The organism is Acinetobacter sp. T63, assembly GCF_053852345.1.
In genome coordinates this window covers 88,430-108,363 of the sequence record NZ_CM132659.1, presented here as the reverse complement: position 1 = coordinate 108,363, position 19,934 = coordinate 88,430, and the positions used below count along the sequence as shown (strand labels likewise).

General features: G+C 40.8%; 23 protein-coding genes and 4 pseudogenes. 12 read left to right on the top strand and 15 right to left on the bottom strand.

Annotated features, from left to right (window positions below):
• Positions 1-36: 36 nt before the first annotated feature.
• The 5 genes and pseudogenes from xseB to ACVLR6_RS00465 form a co-directional block, all read right to left on the bottom strand.
• Complete coding sequence (xseB, locus tag ACVLR6_RS00485; RefSeq protein WP_005180690.1) at positions 37-231, bottom strand: exodeoxyribonuclease VII small subunit; 195 nt, start codon at positions 229-231, stop codon at positions 37-39.
• Entirely contained in the window at positions 221-1,486 is a 1,266-nt protein-coding gene (gene xseA, locus ACVLR6_RS00480; RefSeq protein WP_016658934.1) for an exodeoxyribonuclease VII large subunit, read from the bottom strand. Before xseA ends, xseB begins: the two co-directional genes overlap by 11 nt.
• Positions 1,487-1,686: 200 nt before the next feature.
• Positions 1,687-1,989 (bottom strand): hypothetical protein, encoded by a 303-nt coding sequence (locus tag ACVLR6_RS00475; RefSeq protein ID WP_127801937.1) that lies wholly within the window; start codon positions 1,987-1,989, stop codon positions 1,687-1,689.
• A 74-nt stretch (positions 1,990-2,063) separates the two neighbouring features.
• Entirely contained in the window at positions 2,064-3,182 is a 1,119-nt protein-coding gene (locus ACVLR6_RS00470; protein WP_180055193.1) for a Fic family protein, read from the bottom strand.
• A gap of 161 nt (positions 3,183-3,343) precedes the next feature.
• A pseudogene (locus ACVLR6_RS00465) lies at positions 3,344-3,463 on the bottom strand (type II toxin-antitoxin system death-on-curing family toxin); the annotation flags it as partial.
• A 59-nt stretch (positions 3,464-3,522) separates the two neighbouring features.
• On the opposite strand from ACVLR6_RS00465, the gene ACVLR6_RS00460 reads away from it, so the two are divergent.
• Positions 3,523-3,837, top strand: coding sequence for a hypothetical protein (locus tag ACVLR6_RS00460; RefSeq protein ID WP_095706048.1), 315 nt, complete (start codon positions 3,523-3,525; stop codon positions 3,835-3,837).
• 487 nt (positions 3,838-4,324) lie between these two features.
• On the opposite strand, the gene ACVLR6_RS00455 is transcribed toward ACVLR6_RS00460, so the two are convergent.
• Positions 4,325-5,296, bottom strand: coding sequence for a GlxA family transcriptional regulator (locus ACVLR6_RS00455; protein WP_004976500.1), 972 nt, complete (start codon positions 5,294-5,296; stop codon positions 4,325-4,327).
• 132 nt (positions 5,297-5,428) lie between these two features.
• Here ACVLR6_RS00455 and ACVLR6_RS00450 point away from each other — a divergent pair, with 132 nt between their 5' ends.
• Positions 5,429-6,313, top strand: a complete 885-nt coding sequence (locus ACVLR6_RS00450; protein ID WP_168414479.1) for an MBL fold metallo-hydrolase — start codon at positions 5,429-5,431, stop codon at positions 6,311-6,313.
• 83 nt (positions 6,314-6,396) lie between these two features.
• Positions 6,397-6,939 (top strand): cysteine hydrolase family protein, encoded by a 543-nt coding sequence (locus ACVLR6_RS00445; protein WP_005176773.1) that lies wholly within the window; start codon positions 6,397-6,399, stop codon positions 6,937-6,939.
• A gap of 175 nt (positions 6,940-7,114) precedes the next feature.
• Here the strand turns inward: ACVLR6_RS00445 and ACVLR6_RS00440 are convergent, their stop codons facing one another.
• The 6 genes and pseudogenes from ACVLR6_RS00440 to ACVLR6_RS00415 all read right to left on the bottom strand — a co-directional run bounded on the left by ACVLR6_RS00440 (position 7,115) and on the right by ACVLR6_RS00415 (position 9,700).
• Complete coding sequence (locus ACVLR6_RS00440; RefSeq protein ID WP_180134288.1) at positions 7,115-7,267, bottom strand: hypothetical protein; 153 nt, start codon at positions 7,265-7,267, stop codon at positions 7,115-7,117.
• A gap of 146 nt (positions 7,268-7,413) precedes the next feature.
• Positions 7,414-7,767, bottom strand: a complete 354-nt coding sequence (locus ACVLR6_RS00435) for a hypothetical protein (protein ID WP_180134287.1) — start codon at positions 7,765-7,767, stop codon at positions 7,414-7,416.
• A gap of 111 nt (positions 7,768-7,878) precedes the next feature.
• A pseudogene (locus ACVLR6_RS00430) lies at positions 7,879-8,040 on the bottom strand (ISNCY family transposase); the annotation flags it as partial.
• 50 nt (positions 8,041-8,090) lie between these two features.
• A complete protein-coding gene (locus tag ACVLR6_RS00425) occupies positions 8,091-8,486 on the bottom strand; it encodes a hypothetical protein (RefSeq protein ID WP_455995596.1) in 396 nt (131 codons plus the stop codon).
• A gap of 205 nt (positions 8,487-8,691) precedes the next feature.
• On the bottom strand, positions 8,692-8,919 hold the full coding sequence (locus tag ACVLR6_RS00420) for a hypothetical protein (protein ID WP_455995594.1): 228 nt from the start codon (positions 8,917-8,919) through the stop codon (positions 8,692-8,694).
• Between the two features lie 76 nt (positions 8,920-8,995).
• On the bottom strand, positions 8,996-9,700 hold the full coding sequence (locus tag ACVLR6_RS00415; RefSeq protein WP_001067790.1) for an IS6-like element IS1008 family transposase: 705 nt from the start codon (positions 9,698-9,700) through the stop codon (positions 8,996-8,998).
• Between the two features lie 278 nt (positions 9,701-9,978).
• Between ACVLR6_RS00415 and ACVLR6_RS00410 the strand changes: the two genes are divergently transcribed.
• The 4 genes from ACVLR6_RS00410 to ACVLR6_RS00395 are packed head-to-tail and all read left to right on the top strand — an operon-like array spanning position 9,979 to position 14,593.
• A complete protein-coding gene (locus ACVLR6_RS00410; protein ID WP_455995592.1) occupies positions 9,979-10,455 on the top strand; it encodes a Csu type fimbrial protein in 477 nt (158 codons plus the stop codon).
• A 44-nt stretch (positions 10,456-10,499) separates the two neighbouring features.
• Complete coding sequence (locus ACVLR6_RS00405) at positions 10,500-11,249, top strand: fimbrial biogenesis chaperone (RefSeq protein WP_411687863.1); 750 nt, start codon at positions 10,500-10,502, stop codon at positions 11,247-11,249.
• A 6-nt stretch (positions 11,250-11,255) separates the two neighbouring features.
• Positions 11,256-13,625: a fimbria/pilus outer membrane usher protein gene (locus tag ACVLR6_RS00400; protein ID WP_411687862.1), complete on the top strand. Its 2,370-nt coding sequence runs from the start codon at positions 11,256-11,258 to the stop codon at positions 13,623-13,625.
• Complete coding sequence (locus ACVLR6_RS00395) at positions 13,616-14,593, top strand: Csu type fimbrial protein (RefSeq protein WP_104488386.1); 978 nt, start codon at positions 13,616-13,618, stop codon at positions 14,591-14,593. Before ACVLR6_RS00400 ends, ACVLR6_RS00395 begins: the two co-directional genes overlap by 10 nt.
• Positions 14,594-14,616: 23 nt before the next feature.
• On the opposite strand, the gene ACVLR6_RS00390 is transcribed toward ACVLR6_RS00395, so the two are convergent.
• The 3 genes and pseudogenes from ACVLR6_RS00390 to ACVLR6_RS00380 form a co-directional block, all read right to left on the bottom strand.
• Complete coding sequence (locus tag ACVLR6_RS00390) at positions 14,617-15,087, bottom strand: Csu type fimbrial protein (RefSeq protein WP_104488387.1); 471 nt, start codon at positions 15,085-15,087, stop codon at positions 14,617-14,619.
• A gap of 26 nt (positions 15,088-15,113) precedes the next feature.
• A pseudogene (locus ACVLR6_RS00385) lies at positions 15,114-15,288 on the bottom strand (IS3 family transposase); the annotation flags it as partial.
• Positions 15,289-15,329: 41 nt separating this feature from the next.
• Positions 15,330-15,686, bottom strand: a pseudogene (locus ACVLR6_RS00380) (integrase core domain-containing protein); the annotation flags it as partial.
• 748 nt (positions 15,687-16,434) lie between these two features.
• On the opposite strand from ACVLR6_RS00380, the gene ribBA reads away from it, so the two are divergent.
• The 5 genes from ribBA to ACVLR6_RS00355 are packed head-to-tail and all read left to right on the top strand — an operon-like array spanning position 16,435 to position 19,927.
• On the top strand, positions 16,435-17,550 hold the full coding sequence (gene ribBA, locus ACVLR6_RS00375; RefSeq protein WP_104473595.1) for a bifunctional 3,4-dihydroxy-2-butanone-4-phosphate synthase/GTP cyclohydrolase II: 1,116 nt from the start codon (positions 16,435-16,437) through the stop codon (positions 17,548-17,550).
• 19 nt (positions 17,551-17,569) lie between these two features.
• Positions 17,570-18,040 carry a 6,7-dimethyl-8-ribityllumazine synthase gene (gene ribH, locus ACVLR6_RS00370; protein ID WP_005181338.1) on the top strand — a complete coding sequence of 157 codons (471 nt, stop codon included), beginning with the start codon at positions 17,570-17,572 and terminating at the stop codon, positions 18,038-18,040.
• A gap of 4 nt (positions 18,041-18,044) precedes the next feature.
• Positions 18,045-18,494: a transcription antitermination factor NusB gene (gene nusB / locus ACVLR6_RS00365; protein WP_005181335.1), complete on the top strand. Its 450-nt coding sequence runs from the start codon at positions 18,045-18,047 to the stop codon at positions 18,492-18,494.
• Positions 18,495-18,510: 16 nt separating this feature from the next.
• Complete coding sequence (gene thiL, locus ACVLR6_RS00360; protein ID WP_455995589.1) at positions 18,511-19,428, top strand: thiamine-phosphate kinase; 918 nt, start codon at positions 18,511-18,513, stop codon at positions 19,426-19,428.
• Positions 19,429-19,450: 22 nt separating this feature from the next.
• On the top strand, positions 19,451-19,927 hold the full coding sequence (locus tag ACVLR6_RS00355) for a phosphatidylglycerophosphatase A family protein (RefSeq protein WP_162182857.1): 477 nt from the start codon (positions 19,451-19,453) through the stop codon (positions 19,925-19,927).
• Positions 19,928-19,934: the final 7 nt, after the last annotated feature.

Below are 19,934 nucleotides of genomic sequence, written 5' to 3'. Positions count from 1 at the left end.
CAGACAAAGCGTTTTTATGGTCCTTAGGCTTTTTTTCTATTCCTTAAAGGTGTCATTGAGCGCCTGCTGAACCGCCTCAATCCTTGATTTGCAGGCTTTGTAGGCGGTCATGGATTCTTCAACGATCGCCATCAGGTTATCAATATCCGGTTCTTCCTGCGATTCCAGCAGTTCGGCATTCTTCTTCAGAATCTCGTAGCCCTGTTTGAAACTGAGTTCTTCATTGTTCATGTGTATTTACCTGTGTCACGGTGGCATCAATCATGCCATCCTGGAGTTCGATCTGGAGTTGCTGGCCAGTGATTTGTTGCACTGAGCGGATGGCTTTGCCCTGACTGCGGACAATCGCATAGCCTTTAGCCATCACGTTTCGTGGGTTCTGTAGCAAGGTTTCCCGCATCAGGGATTCGGTCTGCTGTACAGCCTGCCGCAGCTGTTGCTGGGCAAAATACTGGGTATCGCTTTTCAGCAGATCAACGCTACGCTGCGCATCATTGAGCTGGCTTTGTGCCAGGGTTTGGATGGTTTTCAGATACTGGTCATTCTGGCTTTGATAGGCGGTCAGCTGATGCTGGGACAGCAGTTTGATGGTTTGCAGCGCAGTACTGGCTTCATTGACCCGTTCGACAATCAGGTTACGGATCCCGGCGATGACTTTACTTGGGGTATCAAAGGAGCGATGCGCGATTTCATCCAGAATGGTGCGGTCTTTCTCGTGGCCAATGCCCACCCAGATCGGCACTGTTCTTTTACACAACAGTGCAGCCAGATCATAGTCGTTCAGGTACGCCAGATCATTCACTGCTCCACCCCCACGGATGATCACAATTAGGTCGGGAGCGGTCTGGTAATCTTGAGCCCACTGCCTGAGTGCACTGGCCAGAGCCTGCATGATGCTGGTTGGGGCAGTATTGCCCTGGAAGGTGGCTGAATGATAAACGAAGTGGCAGACACCCGCCTGAGCCAGGGCATCGGCATCTTTTTTAAAGTCTCCCAGCCCGGCGGCATTTTCCGGGGCGATGACCAGTACGTTCTGCAAATCAAAAGGTGCCGGTAGCTGTTTGTTGTTATTGAGCAGGCCTTCCTGGGTCAGGCGCTGCAGGATCTGCTGATAGCGTTTGGCAATGTCACCTAAGGTGAAGCTGGAGTCGATATCTTCAATATTGACGGAGAAACCATATTGCGGATCAAATTTGGCTTTGACCTTGATCAGGACATTCAAGTCTCTGGACAGTTCAATGCCGCTTTCCCGTTCAAACCTTAACACGATTTTTTGTGCGGTGAATTTCCACAGGGTGCCTTTACAGCTGGCAATCACTTTATGGCTGTCTTCATCTTTCTCTGCCAGTTCCAGATAGTAATGCCCGCCTTTGATGCTGAGATTACGGATCTCGGCTTTGACCCATACCGCTTCATCGAAAGTCAGCTGGATGACTTCCTGTACGGTGGTCAGGTATTCACTGAGACTGAGTTGGGTTTCTGACATGAAAGAAAATACGGAATGCGGTCATTTGATCCTACAAAATAACAGCTTTCATTTCAAAGCATAGAATTGTTTGGAAAATCTGGAGCATTGCCATGTATGTCCACAATGTGCTGAAAGCCTCTCATCAAGATTTGACTATTTTGCGCTGAGGATAAACGGGTCAGACTTCAATTTTTATCCAGTAAGCTTATCAAGTGCTCTCATTTCGCATGTTCTTTATAGTACTGGTTTTTCCGTTTGGAATTGTGCTTCCAACTTTTGGAAAATTTATAGACATAAGTCGGGAAATCATCCCAAACATAGGGCAAACCACTACCACGGGCAACACGTATTTTGAGCGGATAGTCTTTATATTCAATGCAATGCATGAAATAAAAACTTCTTTCTTGTTGCGTACTGAACTTTTTAAAATAAACACTTCTCAGATTAGGATATTTTTTCCAAAAATAATCATGAGGATGTGCTTTGATAGACTGTTGGTACTGATATTTCAGTTTTTTCATGATTCCTCCTAGGTAACATTACCTAGAAGGGATCCTGTGCAAAGTAATTCATCATAGTTAATCTCTTTGTCTTTCTATAATTGAGTATTGATTTGATAACGTGTGTTACGTCCACCACCTTCTAATTTGACTATACATGCTTTTTCAAGCAAGTCAGATAAGTGGCGGGTAGCTGTTGCCTTACTGACTTTAGCAACCTTTTGATATTGTGAGGCACTAATGCCATGTTCAAAGCCATTTTCCCCGCCATCCAATAAACGGTTTAAAACCTTTCGTTGCCCTTCATGCAGGTCTAAACTAGAATATTTATGCCAAAACTGACTTTTAAATAAAGTTCGATTGATCCGCTTTAAGGTTGTTTCAAGGCTGTCATTCAAGGTATCTAAAAACCAGACCAGCCAATCTGTGATACTGGAATCATTTTTTTGGGTTTGCTCCAAGATGTCATAGTAACTTTTGCGTTTGTTTAATATCGCAGGAGATATGGCATACAAACGAATGCTCTGTTCATCCATTTGAGCCAGGGCAAGATCTGTCAGTGTACGTGTAATACGACCATTACCATCATCAAAAGGATGTAGCGTCACAAACCATAAATGAGTAATGCCTGCGCGTAAAAGGGGGTCAAGCAAGGAATCGGTCAGACTATGGTTAAACCACTCGATAAAGGCATTTAAGCGACTTTCTAGCCCCTCTCTAGGAGGAGCTTCAAAATGTACCGTAGGATAATCCAATCGACCTGAAACGACCTGCATAGGTTCTGAGCCTCTGAGTTGACCAATGCGTAAACGTTGCATTGTCCAATCCGGGTCATTGAAAAGCCAACGATGCCATTGCATGAGGCGTTCAACTGTGAGCGGTTGCTTCACATTGTTAAGCGCATCGAGCATGATATTCGCTAGACCTTCTGATCTGTCTGAGCTTGGATAAGGTTGTTCAAGAGTAACGCCCAAACGTCGAGCTAGAGATGATCGCAATGAAAAAACATTTAGAGTTTCATTTTCAATCGCTGATGAAGCAACTAGATTGGCAAGTAGAGTATCTAAAGTAAATTGTTCTTTCGCTAAATCATGCTGACTTTGCCCAAGAAGAATTCCTATTTTTTGATGTATTTGTCTAGTTTTAGGCAGGATGATTTCATCTTGCCATGTGAAGTTTGTCCAGTTTTCTGTTTGCCAAATCCATTCCTGCATCTTCAATCTATAACTCGAATCGTTCCAAGATGAGTTAAATATAGCATATATTCGGCTCACAATATGAGCTGAATATAATGTTTAATTAGCTCATCTATTTGTCAGAATTTGCATCAGCCGACTTATTTTAACGTCGAATTGTTGGTGTCTTTGTGGTTATTTTAAATTTTCAGAAAATCTGAAACTTTTAAAGCCAAAATTTCGTGTTCGTCTTGTGATTCCACAATATCAACCATAAGATCATCAAGCTCAGTATCATCTTTAATTGAAACACCTTGAATATTTTCTGATCCTTACTTCAGGTATGATGATATTGCTATCACTACATTTAAAAATCATTATGAAACACTTAGGATTTGTAGGAAAAAGTACAGTACATATTGGATATACCCATGTTGAAATTATTAACAGCGCTCTTCGACTGTCCTTCAACGTGCCCTTAAAGAATAATCCAGAGGGAGTCTTTAGAAAAATCGTAGAAAACAACTATGATTTATTGATATCGACTTCAGCAGAAATCTCATTTGAATTAGATAGCGAAACGATTACAAAGGCTGAAAACTTAATTAAAGAGCAAGGTATTGAGTTAGAAGAATTTATTCAGAATACGCTGATTGAATTTATCAATCAGAACCAATTAGATACCACTAACTAATTACCATAGTTAGACAATAAAAAACCCCGACATATCGGGGTTTTTCGTGTTTGGCTGCTAGGTAGGCTGCTAGGTAGGCTGCTGTTCTACCTCACGTCCTGGTGCTTGAACTTATCATTATTGTTGTATGTTTCGGAACTTCCTGTTCCTGTATGACTTCATCATAAGCAAAAAACTACAGATCCCCTAGCCGCAAAATCCCTAAATGTTTGTGCGCCAGGGCGTACAAATCTGGCTAAAAGTTGTCCCGGCTTTATCCGCAGAAATTGGGGATAATTTTTGCCCTGGACACCTGATAGAATCAGGAAAAACCGCAAAAAAAGACTATTTTTTAAACAAATTGATTGGCGAAAGATGCCAGGATCGAATAGAAAAAAGCCGACTTGTTTCTAAATCGACTTTTTGGGTTTGCGCACCCGATTTTTTATATCATAAATTATTGATAAATAATACTATTTTCCATAAATTTCGAATAATGCCCATTATGTTAAATGGGTGGATTATTTTCATTAATGATCCCAAAAGCTTTTCTCCATGCCTGAGGGCTGGTGCCATATTTTTCACGAAAATTTTTTCTAAATGACACGGTATTATTAAAACCTGAAAGCTCGGTTATCTTTTCGATAGACAAGTTTGTCGTTTCTAAAAGTTCACAACTTAATCTGATTCTTTCAGTATTCAGCCAATCGACTAGGGTCATGCCTGTCGCTTTCTTAAAATGCCGTGTGAACGTCCTGCGTGTCATATGTGTCCGTTCAGCGAGGCTTTCAATATTATGTTGTAAAGCTAAATTCTTTCTTAAAAAATCAAGTAATACATTAATTTGTGCATCTTGGCTCGATTCTGCGACTGGCTGTTCAATAAACTGAGCTTGCCCACCTTCACGGTGAGGCGGGATCACCATTACTCTAGAGACTTTATTCGCAATTCGTGCATTATAGATTTCTCGTACCAAATATAGGCAGCAGTCTAATGCTGCACCTGTTCCAGCAGAGGTTACAATCCTTTGGTCTTCTACATACAGGGCATCATGATCAAGTTGAACCTGTGGAAACCGCTCACTGAAATCTTGTTCAGCCATCCAGTGCGTAGCTGCTTTTTTATGGTCAAGTAAACCAGCATATGCCAGTGCATAAGTTCCATAGCATAACCCTACAATTCTAATTCCAGTCTGATATGCACAATTTAGGGCATCGATAAGTACTTGTTCAGGCTCGTGATTAAAATCATCCCACCCAGGAATAATAATAAGATCCGACTCTTTAATGAGCTCGACCCCACCATCAGGGATAATCATCATAGACTGTTCTGTTGTTACGGGCTGGCCATCTATAGAAAAAATTTTCAGATCAAATAAGCGTTTATCTTCAATCTTGATATTGAAAATGATATGGGGGATAGAGAAGTGAAATGGATTTATATTGGGATATACGAACAATCCAATCACTGGTATAGCCATTCAATCTACCTCTCTAAAATAATAAATATAGCATGTTGTCCCAATAGTTTCGATGATTGTCCTTAAGGACAATTTTATTGCTTAATTTTTCCTATCATGATTCGAGTATGACTAAATGATTGGATCTGGAACATGAATAAAATTTTAAGTAGCTCTGTTATTGCACTCTCTCTGGCAATGGCTTCAGTCCATTTATATGCGAATGATAAGGTGGTTCAGCGAGATACTTCTAAAGTTACGCATATACAAGAAATTCGCAATGCAACGATTAAAGTAACCTATGCTGATACGACTTTTTTAATTGACCCAATGTTTGCTAAAAAAGGATTCTATGAAGGTTTTCCTGATACTCATCGTAGCTATTTACGGAACCCATTAGTCGATTTGCCTATCAAGCCCGAAACGATTTTAGAAGGTGTAGATGCGGTAATCGTGACCCATACCCATTTAGATCATTGGGATGATGCAGCACAAGCGACTATTCCGAAAAACATGCCGTTGTTTGTACAGAATAAAGAAGACCAGAAAATCATTCAGTCACAAGGCTTCAAAGATGTTCGTGTATTAACTCAAGCGACCTTTGAAGGGATTAAGCTCACTAAAACTGGTGGTCAACACGGTACTGATGCCATGTACCGTATTCCTAAGCTTAAAGCTGGATTAGGTGAAGCAATGGGTGTGGTATTTGAAGCTGCTGGCCATGAAACTGTTTATGTGGCAGGAGATACCATCTGGCGTTCTGAAGTTGATCAAGCGATTCAAACATTTAAACCTGATGTGATTGTCTTGAATACAGGTAACGCCTTGGTTGATGGCTTTAAAGAATCCATTATTATGGGCAAAGAAGATACTTATCATGCAACTCAGAAAGCACCAAATGCTAAAGTGGTTGCTGTTCACATGGATGCAATTAACCACATGTCGGTAACACGTGCTAAGCTTGCAGATTACGTAAAGGACAAAGGAATCCAAGATAAGGTTTTAATTCCTATCGATGGTGAAACGCTTTCTTTCTAAAGTGACTTAAAGAAGTGGAAGCATTCCACTTCTTTAAAACATAAGTAGAACAAAACAAATATTAGTTAAGTAAAGGAACAGATATGTCAAAATCAGCTTTATTAGTTATCGACTTACAAAATGAATATCTACCTACAGGTAAATTACCCTTAGTAAATATTGAACAAGCTGCTGCTAATGCAGTGAAAGTAATTGCGAAGGCCCGTAAACAGGGTACTCAAGTGATTCATGTCCAACATATTGCTGATGCTGAATCTCCTATATTTGAACCTAGCTCAAATGGTATTGAATTTCAGGACACAGTTAAGCCGCAAGAAGATGAATCTGTGATCATTAAAAATCACATCAATGCGTTCTTAAACACGAATCTCAAAGAAATTTTAGATAGCAATCAAGTGACTGAGTTAGTCGTGATTGGTGCTATGAGCCATATGTGTGTTGATGCTGCTGTTCGTGCTGCTTCTGATTTTGGTTATAAGGTAAAAGTGATACATGATGCTTGTGCAACACTAGACTTGGAATTTAATGGCGTTAAAGTACCTGCTGGTCATGTTCATGCAACATTAATGGCCGCTTTTGAATTTGCATATGCTCAAGTAATATCAACTGAAGATTATGTTAGCTAAAGACTAAGATTTCCTAAAATTAACATAATACAGCTTATACGAAATGCTTTTTAAAATATCCTTGTTTTTCATATAGTTAAAAATTTTTCACCCCCTGAAAAACAACAAAAAACCGACTTGGAAACAAGTCGGTTTCTTTTTAAGCAATTTTGATACTTCTTGCCAATAAATTTGATCAATCTTTAATCAATTTATCATTTTTCTCTGCGTTATCAACACAGCGCTGGCTTAAATTATCCCCAATTTCTGCGGACAACTCTTGGGATAAAAATTCACCAATTTTGTACGCCTGAGCGCACATGAATTTAGGGGTTTTGCGGATATTCATAACCCCTTCTATTCAATATCATGAAGTCATAAGAGAACAGGACGTTCCGCAGAATAAAAATAAATAATCGCACAAGGATCGGCGGCACGACAGGAGTTATGCCAAGCGAACCAATACGAAAAAGCCCGACAGGATGTCGGGCTTTTTTATTGCTTATATTTTCCATTTAACCAAAGCATAGAAACCAAATATGGGGGAATAAAAAGCATCAGGTATATCAAGGCCATTGCTCCTGCTGTAATAATTCCAAATGAATCTCGACTATACATAAAATTGGAAACTAGGCAGATCAAAGTACTGATTACACCTCCTAAAAATATGACCTCAAGTTTTTTTAAGCCAAATTTTAAAAAGATATATGGATAGATAGCTCCCACAAATATAGGAAAACCAAAGTACATTTCTATAGGAATAAATCCATTCCGAGACTCTGTGACAAAATAAAAAAATGTCATTGGACATAAAATTAGTATAGAAATTACAAAGGTTTTGAGGATCATAGATAGCTCAATGTTTATTATTTTAGATAAAGATACTGAACTTCAAAGATAACTCAAAAAAGTGTTATTCCCAAGTAGAAATGTCCTACCTAATAACCAAATAGAAATGTCCTATACAGACATTTCCAAGTCAAGCACAGGATTTAGATTTCGTTCTTGAATTGCTGTTTTCTGTGCACGTCTGCTTGGCATCTTTTGAGAACGATTGCGTTTGTTTTGCTGTTCCAATTCTTCATGCTGTTGTTGAATATGATTGAGAACAGCATCTAAACGTTAACTATATGCTGTGGTTAAGGTATATTAGAAACACCATATGTTGTGTTTTACTTTTGAATACCTGTAGCATCAATTAAAATTTGTATATCTCGACAATATTGTGCATAGGTTCTATTAGTAGCATTCCGCATACCAGCAGCAGCAGGTATAAGTTCTTCCATTGTCTTATTCCCTAGATCTAATGCACCGTTAATGTCACGATTATCAGCAGTTAGATCAACTATTTTCATTTTAGTATCCCAAATTCTACATAGTGCTTGCTGATAGGCAGCAATATTTTGAACATTATATGGATACTCTCTATTTTTAAGTTCTATTTCATCTTTAGATATTTGTTCTTGATAAAGCTTAACCTGCTTATTGAACTGTTGCTCAGTCATCTTTTGAGCAAAGCTTGAACTTGCTGCTATAGCAAGCATACTCATTATTGCAATTTTTTTCATATTATTAATAAAAATAAATTTTTGACTATATTAGAATAACATTAATTATTTACTTTGTTGAGTGAGGTAAAGATCTAATTTTCTGTAATTTTATTCTATAATAGGAATAATACGATCTTTTAGGATGAAGTCTGTACGTCCAAATGGCTTGACTTGAGCTGTTGAGCAAACTAATAAAGGCAGAAGGACAGTTCTTAGTTTCATCTTATTTACATTCAAAGTCAGTTCCGTTCAGCATTGCTGCCATTTGTGTATATAAATCTAAATTCTGTCGAATACTAGGTAATACTTCATTTTTAATATAATCTAGTTGATATTCGGGACTATTTATAATTAATGTCTCAGCACTTTTTAAGTTTGTGACGGTATTACAGATTGTTAAATAGTATAAAGAATCTTCTGCTGTTGTTCTTTCTCTACCTGAGTAACTCATTATAATTTTTGCATTCGCTGAATGGGCACTGTTGCAAATAGAGATTTGAGTCGATGATGTTCCCTTTAAAAAGTGCTTAGAGACCGAAAACCCTGTTGATTAGACACACTTCACCTTGAGGCTGACCATAATAAAATGACGATGCTTGTCCTTTACGTAGTGCACGCATGACTTCAATACCTTTAATTGTGGCATAAGCCGTCTTCATAGATTTGAATCCTAATGTGGCCCTGATGATCCGCTTTAACTTACCATGATCACATTCAATGACATTATTTTTATACTTAATCTGCCTGTGCTCAATATCTACTGGACATTTTCCTTCTCGCTTTAACCGTGATAAAGCATGGCCATAGGTCGCTGCTTTATCTGTATTGATGACCCGTGGAATTTGCCATTTTTTCACCGTATTGAAGATCTTTCCTAAAAAACAATAGGCTGATTTACTGTTCCGTCTAGCGGAAAGGTAAAAGTCAATCGTATGACCACGTTGATCAACTGCACGATACAGGTAAGTCCATCGCCCCTTCACTTTGATATAAGTCTCATCCATATGCCATGAATGTAAATCTGTAGGATTACGCCAATACCAGCGTAAGCGTTTTTCCATTTCTGGAGCATAACGCTGAACCCAACGATAAATTGTGGTGTGGTCAACATTCACACCTCGTTCAGCGAGCATTTCTTGAAGTTCACGATAGCTGATGCCATATTTACAATACCAACGAACAGCCCAAAGAATGATTTCACCTTGAAAGTGCCGACCATGGAAGGGATTCATCTGCTGTATCTCGAAATAAATAAGATATTTAGCTTATCATGTCAGCCTATTTGCAACAGTGCCAGCTAAAGCCCTATTTTCCAATTTCTGCTTAATTTGGGGTACGGCTCATATGCAAAAAAACAACATAACTATTGAAAATTTTGAAAAATGTGATAGAGTTTGCACCTGCTTTATTTATACACGAGCATTCCTCTATAAAAAAGCGTCTATAAAAAAGCAATGTATTCATAGCGATTGCTTTTTGATTATCTAATTTAATAGTTTTAGGTCGTTATATGAAAAATTTTCTTACTACTGCATTATTGGCTTCTGCTGGTTTAATTTTAGCTGGACAGGCAAATGCGGCTACCACTTCAAAAACGGCAACTGCTGACTTTAAAGTGAAAATTGAAGTGCTTTCTACTTGTGCAATCAATGCCACTGATATTGATTTTGGTAGTGTAAACAGTGCTGTGGCTGCAAATGATAAAACAGGAACATTAAATGTTACTTGTACAAGCCAAACACCATATAAAGTGGGTTTAGCAGGCAGTGGGAAAATGACACATGAGACAGATACTTCATCTAGCATCGCATATCAGTTATTCCAAAATGCGAGTGACAAAAGCCAGTGGGATAATAATAGTAATCTATACTCTGGTGTAGGTTCAGGTAGCTTACAGGCTATTCCTGTTGTTGCAAAAGTATCTGGTTCAACAAATGTTCGAGCAGGTAAATATATCGACACGGTTACCGCTACAGTAACGTATTAATTTTTGCTATCGTAAGGATATTCTTCACGAATAAGGGTATCGGCATGAAAAATACGTCGCGTTGGTCAAATGTACTGCGTAAGTGTAGCTTAGGTATATTGGCAACGAGTATTTTTTTGACACAGGCGCATGCTGCCAGTTTGCAGGTTGCGCCTATTTTATTGGAATTTTCGCCTCAAGAAAAAGTCAAAGAACTTTGGTTAACCAATACTGGGGATGAAGCCATCCAAGGTCAAGTTCGGGTAAATGCTTGGACGCAAACCAATAATCAAGATATTTTAACCCCATCTAAAGATCTGATCGCAAGCCCAATGGTATTGACGATTCCCGCAGGCCAAAGACAGTTGGTTCGTCTTATTCGTAGTACTGCAAGCAATAACTTATCTGAGCAAGCTTATCGTTTGATTGTTGATGAGCTACCGAACCCTCAAGCAGAAAAGCAAAGTGGTCTTCAGTTGTTGCTGAAATATTCAATTCCTGTATTTTTTAAGGCCTCAAGCGCTGATGTCATTCAACAAGGTGTAACCTCGCTCAATGGCATGACATTTAAATACAATGCGAACAAATTAACGGTTACTAATCTGTCTCCGCACTATAAACGTTTTAGCCAGTTTGCCTATGTTGATGCGCAGGGGAAAAAAACACCCATCCAAAAAGGACTCATGGGTTATGTGCTGAGTGGTCAAAGTATGCAATGGCCTATTCCTGCTACGATAAATGTCAAACCTAATGGAAAATTTGTAGCAGTTGTAAATATGGATTTTCGGGAACAAGAACTTCCTATATCTCCTTGATATTGTATGTCTTTAGGAGTTTCTTCATTTAACGTTCGAGTCGGTCATTTACTCTGTGCAGGGCTAATTATTGTTATTGCTCCTCACGTTTTTGCAGAGTCGGACTCCCCAGAGCAAGTAAGTGAAATCCAGCAAGACTTATACTTGGATGTCGAACTTAATCAGTCTGTTCAGCCACAAATTGGTCATTTCCTGCAACGAGGTCAACAGCTTTATATAGACCGTGCATCTTTAGATAGTTTTGCCATTCATGCGGATGCTCCGCAAATGCTCATTGATCAAGCGACTTATATTGCGCTTGATCAAATTAACGGGCTGAGCTATCAGTATGATGATTTGAATCAGAAAATATCAATACAAGTACCCGTTGAGTTGTTAAGCGGACAAAACCAATATGGTTATCAAGCTTTACCTGCCGCCAGTATTAACCCATTACAAGAAAAAAAGGGGTTGTTACTTAACTACACGGCATTTGCTCAACAAAATGATGATGTTTTTTCATTTAATGGTTGGAATGAGCTACGCTATTTTGGCTTATATGATGGCGTTTTAAGTCTGTCAGGAAATTATGAGTATCGAGATCATGTCGCGACTGATGGTCAAATACTTGATACGTATTGGGAAAAAGATTTTCCAAATCAATTACTTCGATTGCGTTTAGGTGATGCTCAAAGTGATGCGCTTACATGGACACGTTCAACGCGTTTGAGCGGTTTGAGTATATCTAAAAACTTTGCATTACAGCCTTATACGGTAACCACGCCCTTAATGAGTTTTAAGGGGCAGGTGACTTTGCCCTCTCAAATTGATCTGATTATTAATGGGATCAAGCAATCTTCACAAAATGTGGTACCGGGGCAATTTGATATCCAAACCATCCCGAGTATTACGGGGGCTGGAAATGCCCAGATGGTCATTACCGACATCAATGGTCAGCAGCAAGTTCAAAGTTTTTCTTTGTATCGTGCCAATCATTTATTGGCACAGGGACTAAATGATTGGTCTTTGAACTTGGGTTATCCTAAGCTTAATTATGGTCTATCTTCTTTTGATTATGCGAATGATCCCGCTTTTAGTGGAAATTATCGTTATGGGCTAAGCAATACTTTCACAGTTGAAACGCATGCCGAGCTTACGGAACAATTGCAACAAGCAGGTTTAGGAACAGTTTATCAATTAGGCAAGCGCGCAGGGCAAATCAATGTTTCCTATGCTTATAGCCATACATCCGAGCAACAAGGTCAATTGTTGGGTTTTGGCTATAGCTGGAACTCCGCATTGCTCAGTCTAAACTATAATGGCCTACGTCAGTTCGGACAGTTTAATGATATTGCAAGCTTAAACGATGCAACATTTGCAAGCCAGTCCGATCAATTTTATATGGGACTAAATACTAAATTTGGACAATTTGGCGGTAGCTATATTCAGCATGAATACATAGATCAAGCGAGTAATCGTTTTGTCTTGCTCAACTGGTCTTATATTTTACCGCGACGAATGAACTTGAGTTTGAGTTATAGCCGTGACTTGTTAAATAAAGAGAATAGTTATTATCTATCTTTAAATTTACCATGGGCAAAGCGTAATTCTGCGACACTTACCGCTCAGCGTAGCAATGACCAAAACCAAATGAGTCTGAATGTTTTACATTCTGTGGATCAAGACCAAGGTGGTTTAGGTTGGCAAGCTTTAGCCAACCATACTGAGCAATATTCACAATTTCAGGGGCAGTTGGATTATTTAGGACGTTATGGTTTGGCTCAATTTAATGTGCAACATACCGAATCTGATCAACAAAATAATACCAGTGCTTATGCTTCTGTGAGTGGTGGGTTGGTGATTTTAAAAGATACAGTATTAGCTAAACGTCTGGGCAATGGTTCATTTGCAGTTGTTTCAACAGATCAAGTTGCAGATGTACCTGTACGTTTAGAAAATCGTTTAATTGGTAAAACAAATCGGAAAGGTTATTTACTGCTTGATTATTTAAATCCATATCAGCATAACAGTGTGGCTGTAGATACTTTGGATTTACCGATCAATTTAAAAATTGAAACGACCCAGCAAGATGCAGTTCCTCGGCAGTCGAGTGGGGTATTTATTCGGTTCCCGATGTATCAGGTCAAATCAGTACAACTTCAAGTGGTCGATTTGCAAGGAAATAACCTTTCGGTAGGAACTTCTGTCTGGCAAGAAAAACCAAATGAGCAACTTCAACCGACGACTATTGTGGCGCATGATGGTATGGTGTATTTGGATAATGTAAAAAATAATACCCTATATATAGGTGATCAGCTCAAGCAGTGCAGAGTAAAGTTGCCAGATCTTGAAACTTTAAATGGTTATAGTGATTTGGGGCAAATCGTATGTCAGTAAACTACAGTCACTGGTTTAAAATGAACTATTCTAGCCAGTATTTTGCTTGTATTGGCTTGTTGCTCCTTAGTTGTGGGCTGATCTATTCGCCTGTGCATGCAGAAAGCTGCTGGATTGGGGGAGCAACTCTCAGTTTAGGTACTGCAAATGCTCAAGGCTCTTCTACTGCTTCAACGGACGTCACGGTGAGCTGTAACTCTAATTGGAGGCAGCCAGTCACATATAAAATGTGTTTAGCAATTGATAGTATATCTCCTTCGGGGAATGATCCTCGTAGTATGATTAGCTATAATCCTGAAACACTGCTCAATTATCATTTGTACTATGATGCTGCGCGAACGTACAAAATTCCAAGTTCAGACCGTAAAAATCAGGCACAGTGCCAGACTTTTCAAGTCGAGGCTGGGCAGGCGAATGCAAGTACTCAAATTAAAATATATGGACAAGTGCTCGCTGGGCAAGTGGTTCCTGCGAGAAGTTACACCACAAATAGTGTAAATCTGAAACTTTATTCTGCTTTTCGTTATGGTTCTGCAACACCTAGCAATGAAGAGGTTTTTGCAAATTCAAATACAGGAAATAATAACCTCATCGTTAACTCCAATTACGAAAATAGTTGTTTAATCCAATCGGCTACGGATATTGACTTTGGAGCTGTTGAGCAATTAAACACCCCATTATTTGGTTCAGGACTTATTCGTTTGGCTTGTCCAACAGGAACCAGTATGCAAGTTAGTTTGGATAATGGCGTAAATGCACAAGGAAGCCAAAGACGAATGAGAAATGCAGTTGGAAGTTATATTCAGTACAATTTATATAAAGATGTTAGCCGTTCACAAATATGGCAGGCGAATGTTTTTTATCCTGTAGATAACCAGAGTGTTCCTGTGTATGCAGCTGTTCCAGCTCAAACGATCACAAGTATTGGGCAATACTCCGACACAATCACAGTCACTTTAACTTACTAAGTTGCTCATTATTCCTTTTCAGCTTAATAGGTAATGGTTGCGGTCACTTTGTCACTATATTGTCCTGCAGGAACATTAGCATTGGGGACTTTTCCCCAAATGGTAATATTTTGCGTTTGCCCAGTACCTTGTTGAGACAAACGATTGTCTGCAATATTGCCCCATTCTTTACTCATGGCAGCATCTTGGTATAGCTGATAAGGAATTTGTATAGAAATATCATTACTATGTTTTAAACTGCCATTGCTGTTTAACGCAATGTTATAGGGTGTTCCATTGGTACAATAAACATTTAAACTTCCTGTCGCTTGCACATTCTGTGCATTACGAGTCACTGTTCCAAAATCAATATCCGAAGTACTGCCTGTTCCAATATCGCAAATTTCTGTAACTTGCATTTTAACTTGAAATTGTGAGGATTGACGATCACTCATGGTATACGCTGAAACAGAAATGACGGCGAGAATTGCGAAAGAATATTTGAAAAGTTTCATGTATTAGCCCCTGTAAAAACGGACAGTTAACTTGCTAATTTTAGCGAGCGAAATTCCCGAGGGGATTTCATTTTTAAACCACTATGCGGGTAATTACGATTATAGTCTTCCATCTAAATAGGTAAATATTTCATGACTATTTTTTTCTGCATCTGAGATATCACTTAAATATACATAGTCCCGTTTAAAGGTTTTAATAAAAGTGAACCGTACCGGGTTTGTCGGAGACTTTTTTATTTAAGTTAGGCCACCTGACCTAACGGGTTAATCTTATCATAGTACATTGCTTCAAACTCAAAAGGCGATACATAACCCAGTGCACTGTGTACACGCTTTTTATTGAACCAATCTACCCAGTTTAGTGTCGCAAGTTGTACATCTGCTAAACCTTGCCAATCTGCTTTTAGATATTCAATCACCTCTGTTTTGTATAAGCCATTCACCGTTTCAGCCAGAGCATTATCGTATGAATCACCAGTTGTACCGACTGATGCTCGTAAATTTGCTGCTTCTAAACGATTGGTATATCGAATGGAAAGATATTGCACACCTCTGTCGGAATGATGAATCACATTCTTTGGCATGCCTCGATCATGAACCGTACCTGGTTTGTGGAAGACTTTTATTTAATGATGTTACGTAGTAAGTGCATGTTGAGCATCTTCGCTACTACATGTTGTAGTCTATTTATAAATTATTAACAACATTATATTAAACAATATAATGTTATTATTTCTCATGAAAATCAGCATCAAAACATAGGTAGCTTTTAAAAACTAAAATGTATAGAATAAAGTGACCAAAATGACATTAAATGATATAAATTGATCGAAATTTTACCACACAAAAAATAAAACAAAACAAATAAAATCATACACTTACTATTAACGCCATTTAATGTAATAAATCTCGGTGACCTTGCCAAGGTTGGGGTCGCGAGTTCGAGTCTCGTTTCCCGCTCCAAATTCAAAAAGCCCTGATCGAAAGATTGGGGCTTTTTTTATTGCCCATTCTAAAATTTTTGAACCTCACCCCAAGCCTGTTCGCCATTCCTGTTTTATCTGGCTGATTTAAATCGTAGTCTAAATGTATAAAAGCGTTTTTAAAAAAATTCCTGGTTTTTGCGGCTTGCTGTTTATATTTTTTTACAGATCAATTGCTTAAATATTCTGCACAATTCAAGCTTTTTCCAGACACCGGCCCTTTTCAAGCCAGCAGCCACTGTGTATAACAATGAAGCAGACCGGGAAACGGATAAGCATAGGCAAAACCTACGAAAAAGCGTTAGACTATGCCACAATTAATGTCATGAAAATGTCCGTTGAGACAAAAAGAAGGTGAAGGTTGATGCCGCTCAATACAGTTGAAGAGCTCGTAGCAGATATCCGTGCAGGAAAAATGGTTATCCTGATGGATGATGAAGATCGTGAAAATGAAGGCGATTTAGTCATGGCTGCCACGCATGTTCGCCCGGAAGACATCAACTTTATGATCACCCATGCCCGCGGTCTGGTCTGCCTGACCCTAAGCCGTGAGCGTTGCCAGCAGTTAAACCTGCCACTCATGGTCGATGCCAACGGCGCCCAGCATGGCACCAACTTTACCCTGTCGATTGAAGCCGCAGAAGGCATCACCACCGGAATTTCCGCGGCTGAACGTGCGCATACTATTCGTACTGCGGTTGCTGCTCATGCCAAACCGGCCGATATTGTCCAGCCGGGTCATATTTTCCCGCTGATGGCACAACCAGGTGGTGTGCTGCACCGCGCCGGACATACTGAAGCCGGCTGTGACCTGTCCCGTTTAGCCGGTCTAGAACCTGCTTCGGTGATTTGTGAAATTATTAAAGAAGATGGCACCATGGCGCGCCGTGCCGACCTAGAAGTGTTTGCAGAAAAACACGGTCTGAAAATGGGCACCATCGCCGACCTGATCCATTACCGCATGACCAATGAACAAACCGTTGAGCGTCTGGATCAGCAGACTATTGATACCGAATATGGCAGCTTTGACCTGTATCGTTACCGTGAACTGGGTAACCCGGATATTCATCTGGCGCTGGTCAAAGGTGAGCCAAAAGATGGCGTGACCACCGTTCGCGTGCATGGTTTTAACCCGACCCGTGACCTGCTAAAACTGAACAAGCAGGATGGTGAACCGGCCTGGAACCTGGACCGTGCCTTAAAAGAAATCGCCAATAGTGATCGTGGCGTACTGGTCTGGATTGGCCAGCGTCATCTGCAGGATTTAGGTCCGGCACTGGACAGCTTAAATGCACCGAAGAAAAGCAAATCCAATGCGGCGCTGTCTCAGCAGTATCAGACCATTGGGGTAGGTGCACAGATTTTACGTGATTTAGGTGTTGAAAAAATGAAGCTGCTCAGCTCGCCATTACGTTTCAATGCCTTGTCCGGCTTTAACTTGGAAGTGGTGGAATACGTCACCGCACAACAAACAACTTAAGAAATCATCGAGGTTTGCTATGGCAGTTCGCCGTATTGAAGGTATGTTACATCTCGCGAGCGAAGGCCGTTACGCGATTTTAGTTGGTCGTTTTAATAGCTTTGTGGTGGAACATTTGCTGGAAGGTGCCATCGACACATTGAAACGTCATGGTGTATCAGAGGATAATATCACTGTTGTTCATGCACCAGGGGCGTGGGAACTTCCGGTTGTTGCGAAAAAACTGGCAGCATCTGATCGTTTCGATGCCATTATTGCACTGGGCGCGGTGATTCGTGGCAGTACGCCTCACTTCGACTTTGTTGCAGGCGAATGTGCCAAAGGTTTAGGCGTGGTTGGCCTGGACACTGGCTTACCGGTCATTAACGGTGTATTGACTACGGATAGTATCGAACAAGCGATTGAACGCTCGGGTACAAAAGCAGGTAATAAAGGTAGCGAAGCTGCTTTAACTGCAATTGAAATGGTTAACTTGTTAAAGGCTATTTAACGCTATGTCGCAAACACTTCAAGCAACTTATGCAGCAAAACGTAAAGCACGTCGTTTTGCTGTACAAGGAATTTATGAATGGCAGATGAGCCACAATCCGGTGCACGAGATTGAAGCACGCACGCGTGTCGAAAATGCCATGCACAAAGTGGATCTCGGCTATTATCATGAATTGTTGACTCAAGTGGTTGCCAATCATGAAGCATTGGATGCGCTCTTAATCCCTGTGCTTGACCGCGAAATTGATGCCCTTGACGGCGTTGAACTCGCAACCCTTCGTCTGGGCGCCTATGAATTGAAAGAACATCTGGAAATTCCATACCGCGTGGTTTTAGACGAAGCCATTGAGCTGGCAAAACATTTTGGCGGTGCAGACAGCCATAAATACATTAACGGTGTTCTTGACCGTTTGGCCAGCTCATTACGTGCAGCAGAAAAACAGCAATCTAAATAATTGACAGATTGATGCGATGGCTGAGTTTTCCATTATTGACACCTATTTCAATCGGCAGCACGGCAGTTCTGTCGACTTAGGTGTTGGTGATGACTCAGCCGTGCTGACTCCTCCCCCACAGCAACAGCTGGTGATTTGCGCCGACACGCTGGTTGCTGGACGACACTTCCCACTAGAGACTGATCCACATGCCATTGGCTGGAAATCTGTTGCAGTCAATCTCTCCGATATTGCTGCCATGGGTGCCACGCCGCACAGTATTCTACTGGCCTTGAGCCTATCCCAAATTGATCACGACTGGCTGAAAGCCTTTAGCCAGGGTCTGTATGATTGCTGCGATCAATTTGGGGTGCGCTTAATTGGTGGAGATACCACCCAAAGTCCACATTTAACCTTATCCGTGACCGCCTTAGGCTGGATGGATACCGGTCAGGCGATTACCCGCGCCGGTGCCCAGCCTGGCGACTATATCTGTGTCAGCGGCACCGTCGGTGATGCCGCATTTGGCCTGAAGCATCCAGGTCATGCATTGAAGCAGCGTCTGGATTATCCAACCCCGCGCTGCGAACTGGGCCAGCAACTGAAAGGTCTGGCCTCAAGCATGATTGATGTTTCAGATGGCTTGGCCCAAGACCTCGGACATATTCTTAAAGCCTCAAAGGTTGGCGCCACGCTGGATCTGGATCTGTTACCGCTCAGCGACACTCTGCGTCATTTACCTGACACACAGCGCTGGCAATATGCGCTGGCTGGCGGCGATGACTATGAACTGTGCTTTAGCATCAGCCCGCAGCATTTTGAACAACTTTTACAACAACCGCTGAATGTCCGCGTTACCAAGATTGGACAAATTCATGCAGCACCCGAACTTCATTTTGTGCAGAATGGCGTAGATCATTCGCTCCAATTCCAGGGATACCAACACTTTGCCTAAACCTGCCATTCATTTTAAAGCGATGAGCTGGCCCGACCGCCTGGTTGTCTTCTGTGGGGTCGGGTTTGGATCAGGCCTGTTACCCAAAGCTCCCGGCACCTTCGGCTCAGCCTTTGCGCTGCTGTTTATTCCGCTGTGGCTGTGGCTTGGTTTTGCCTATTCGGTTGTGGCGATTCTGCTGATGTCACTGGTCGGGATTTATATCTGCGGGCAAACCGCACGGGTGATGGGCGTCCATGATGATGGCCGTATTGTCTGGGATGAATTTGCCGGACAGTCGATTACCTTTTTACCGCTGATCTATTTTGGCCAGATGAATACGCTATGGGTCATTGCAGGCTTTGCCCTGTTCCGGCTGTTTGATGTCTGGAAACCCTGGCCCATCCGGGTGATTGACCGTCAGGTCGATGGCGGCTTTGGGATTATGCTGGATGATCTGATTGCCGGACTCTGGGCAGCAATCTGTATTTTAATTTATCTTTATTTTATTTTGGTTTAGCAATAAC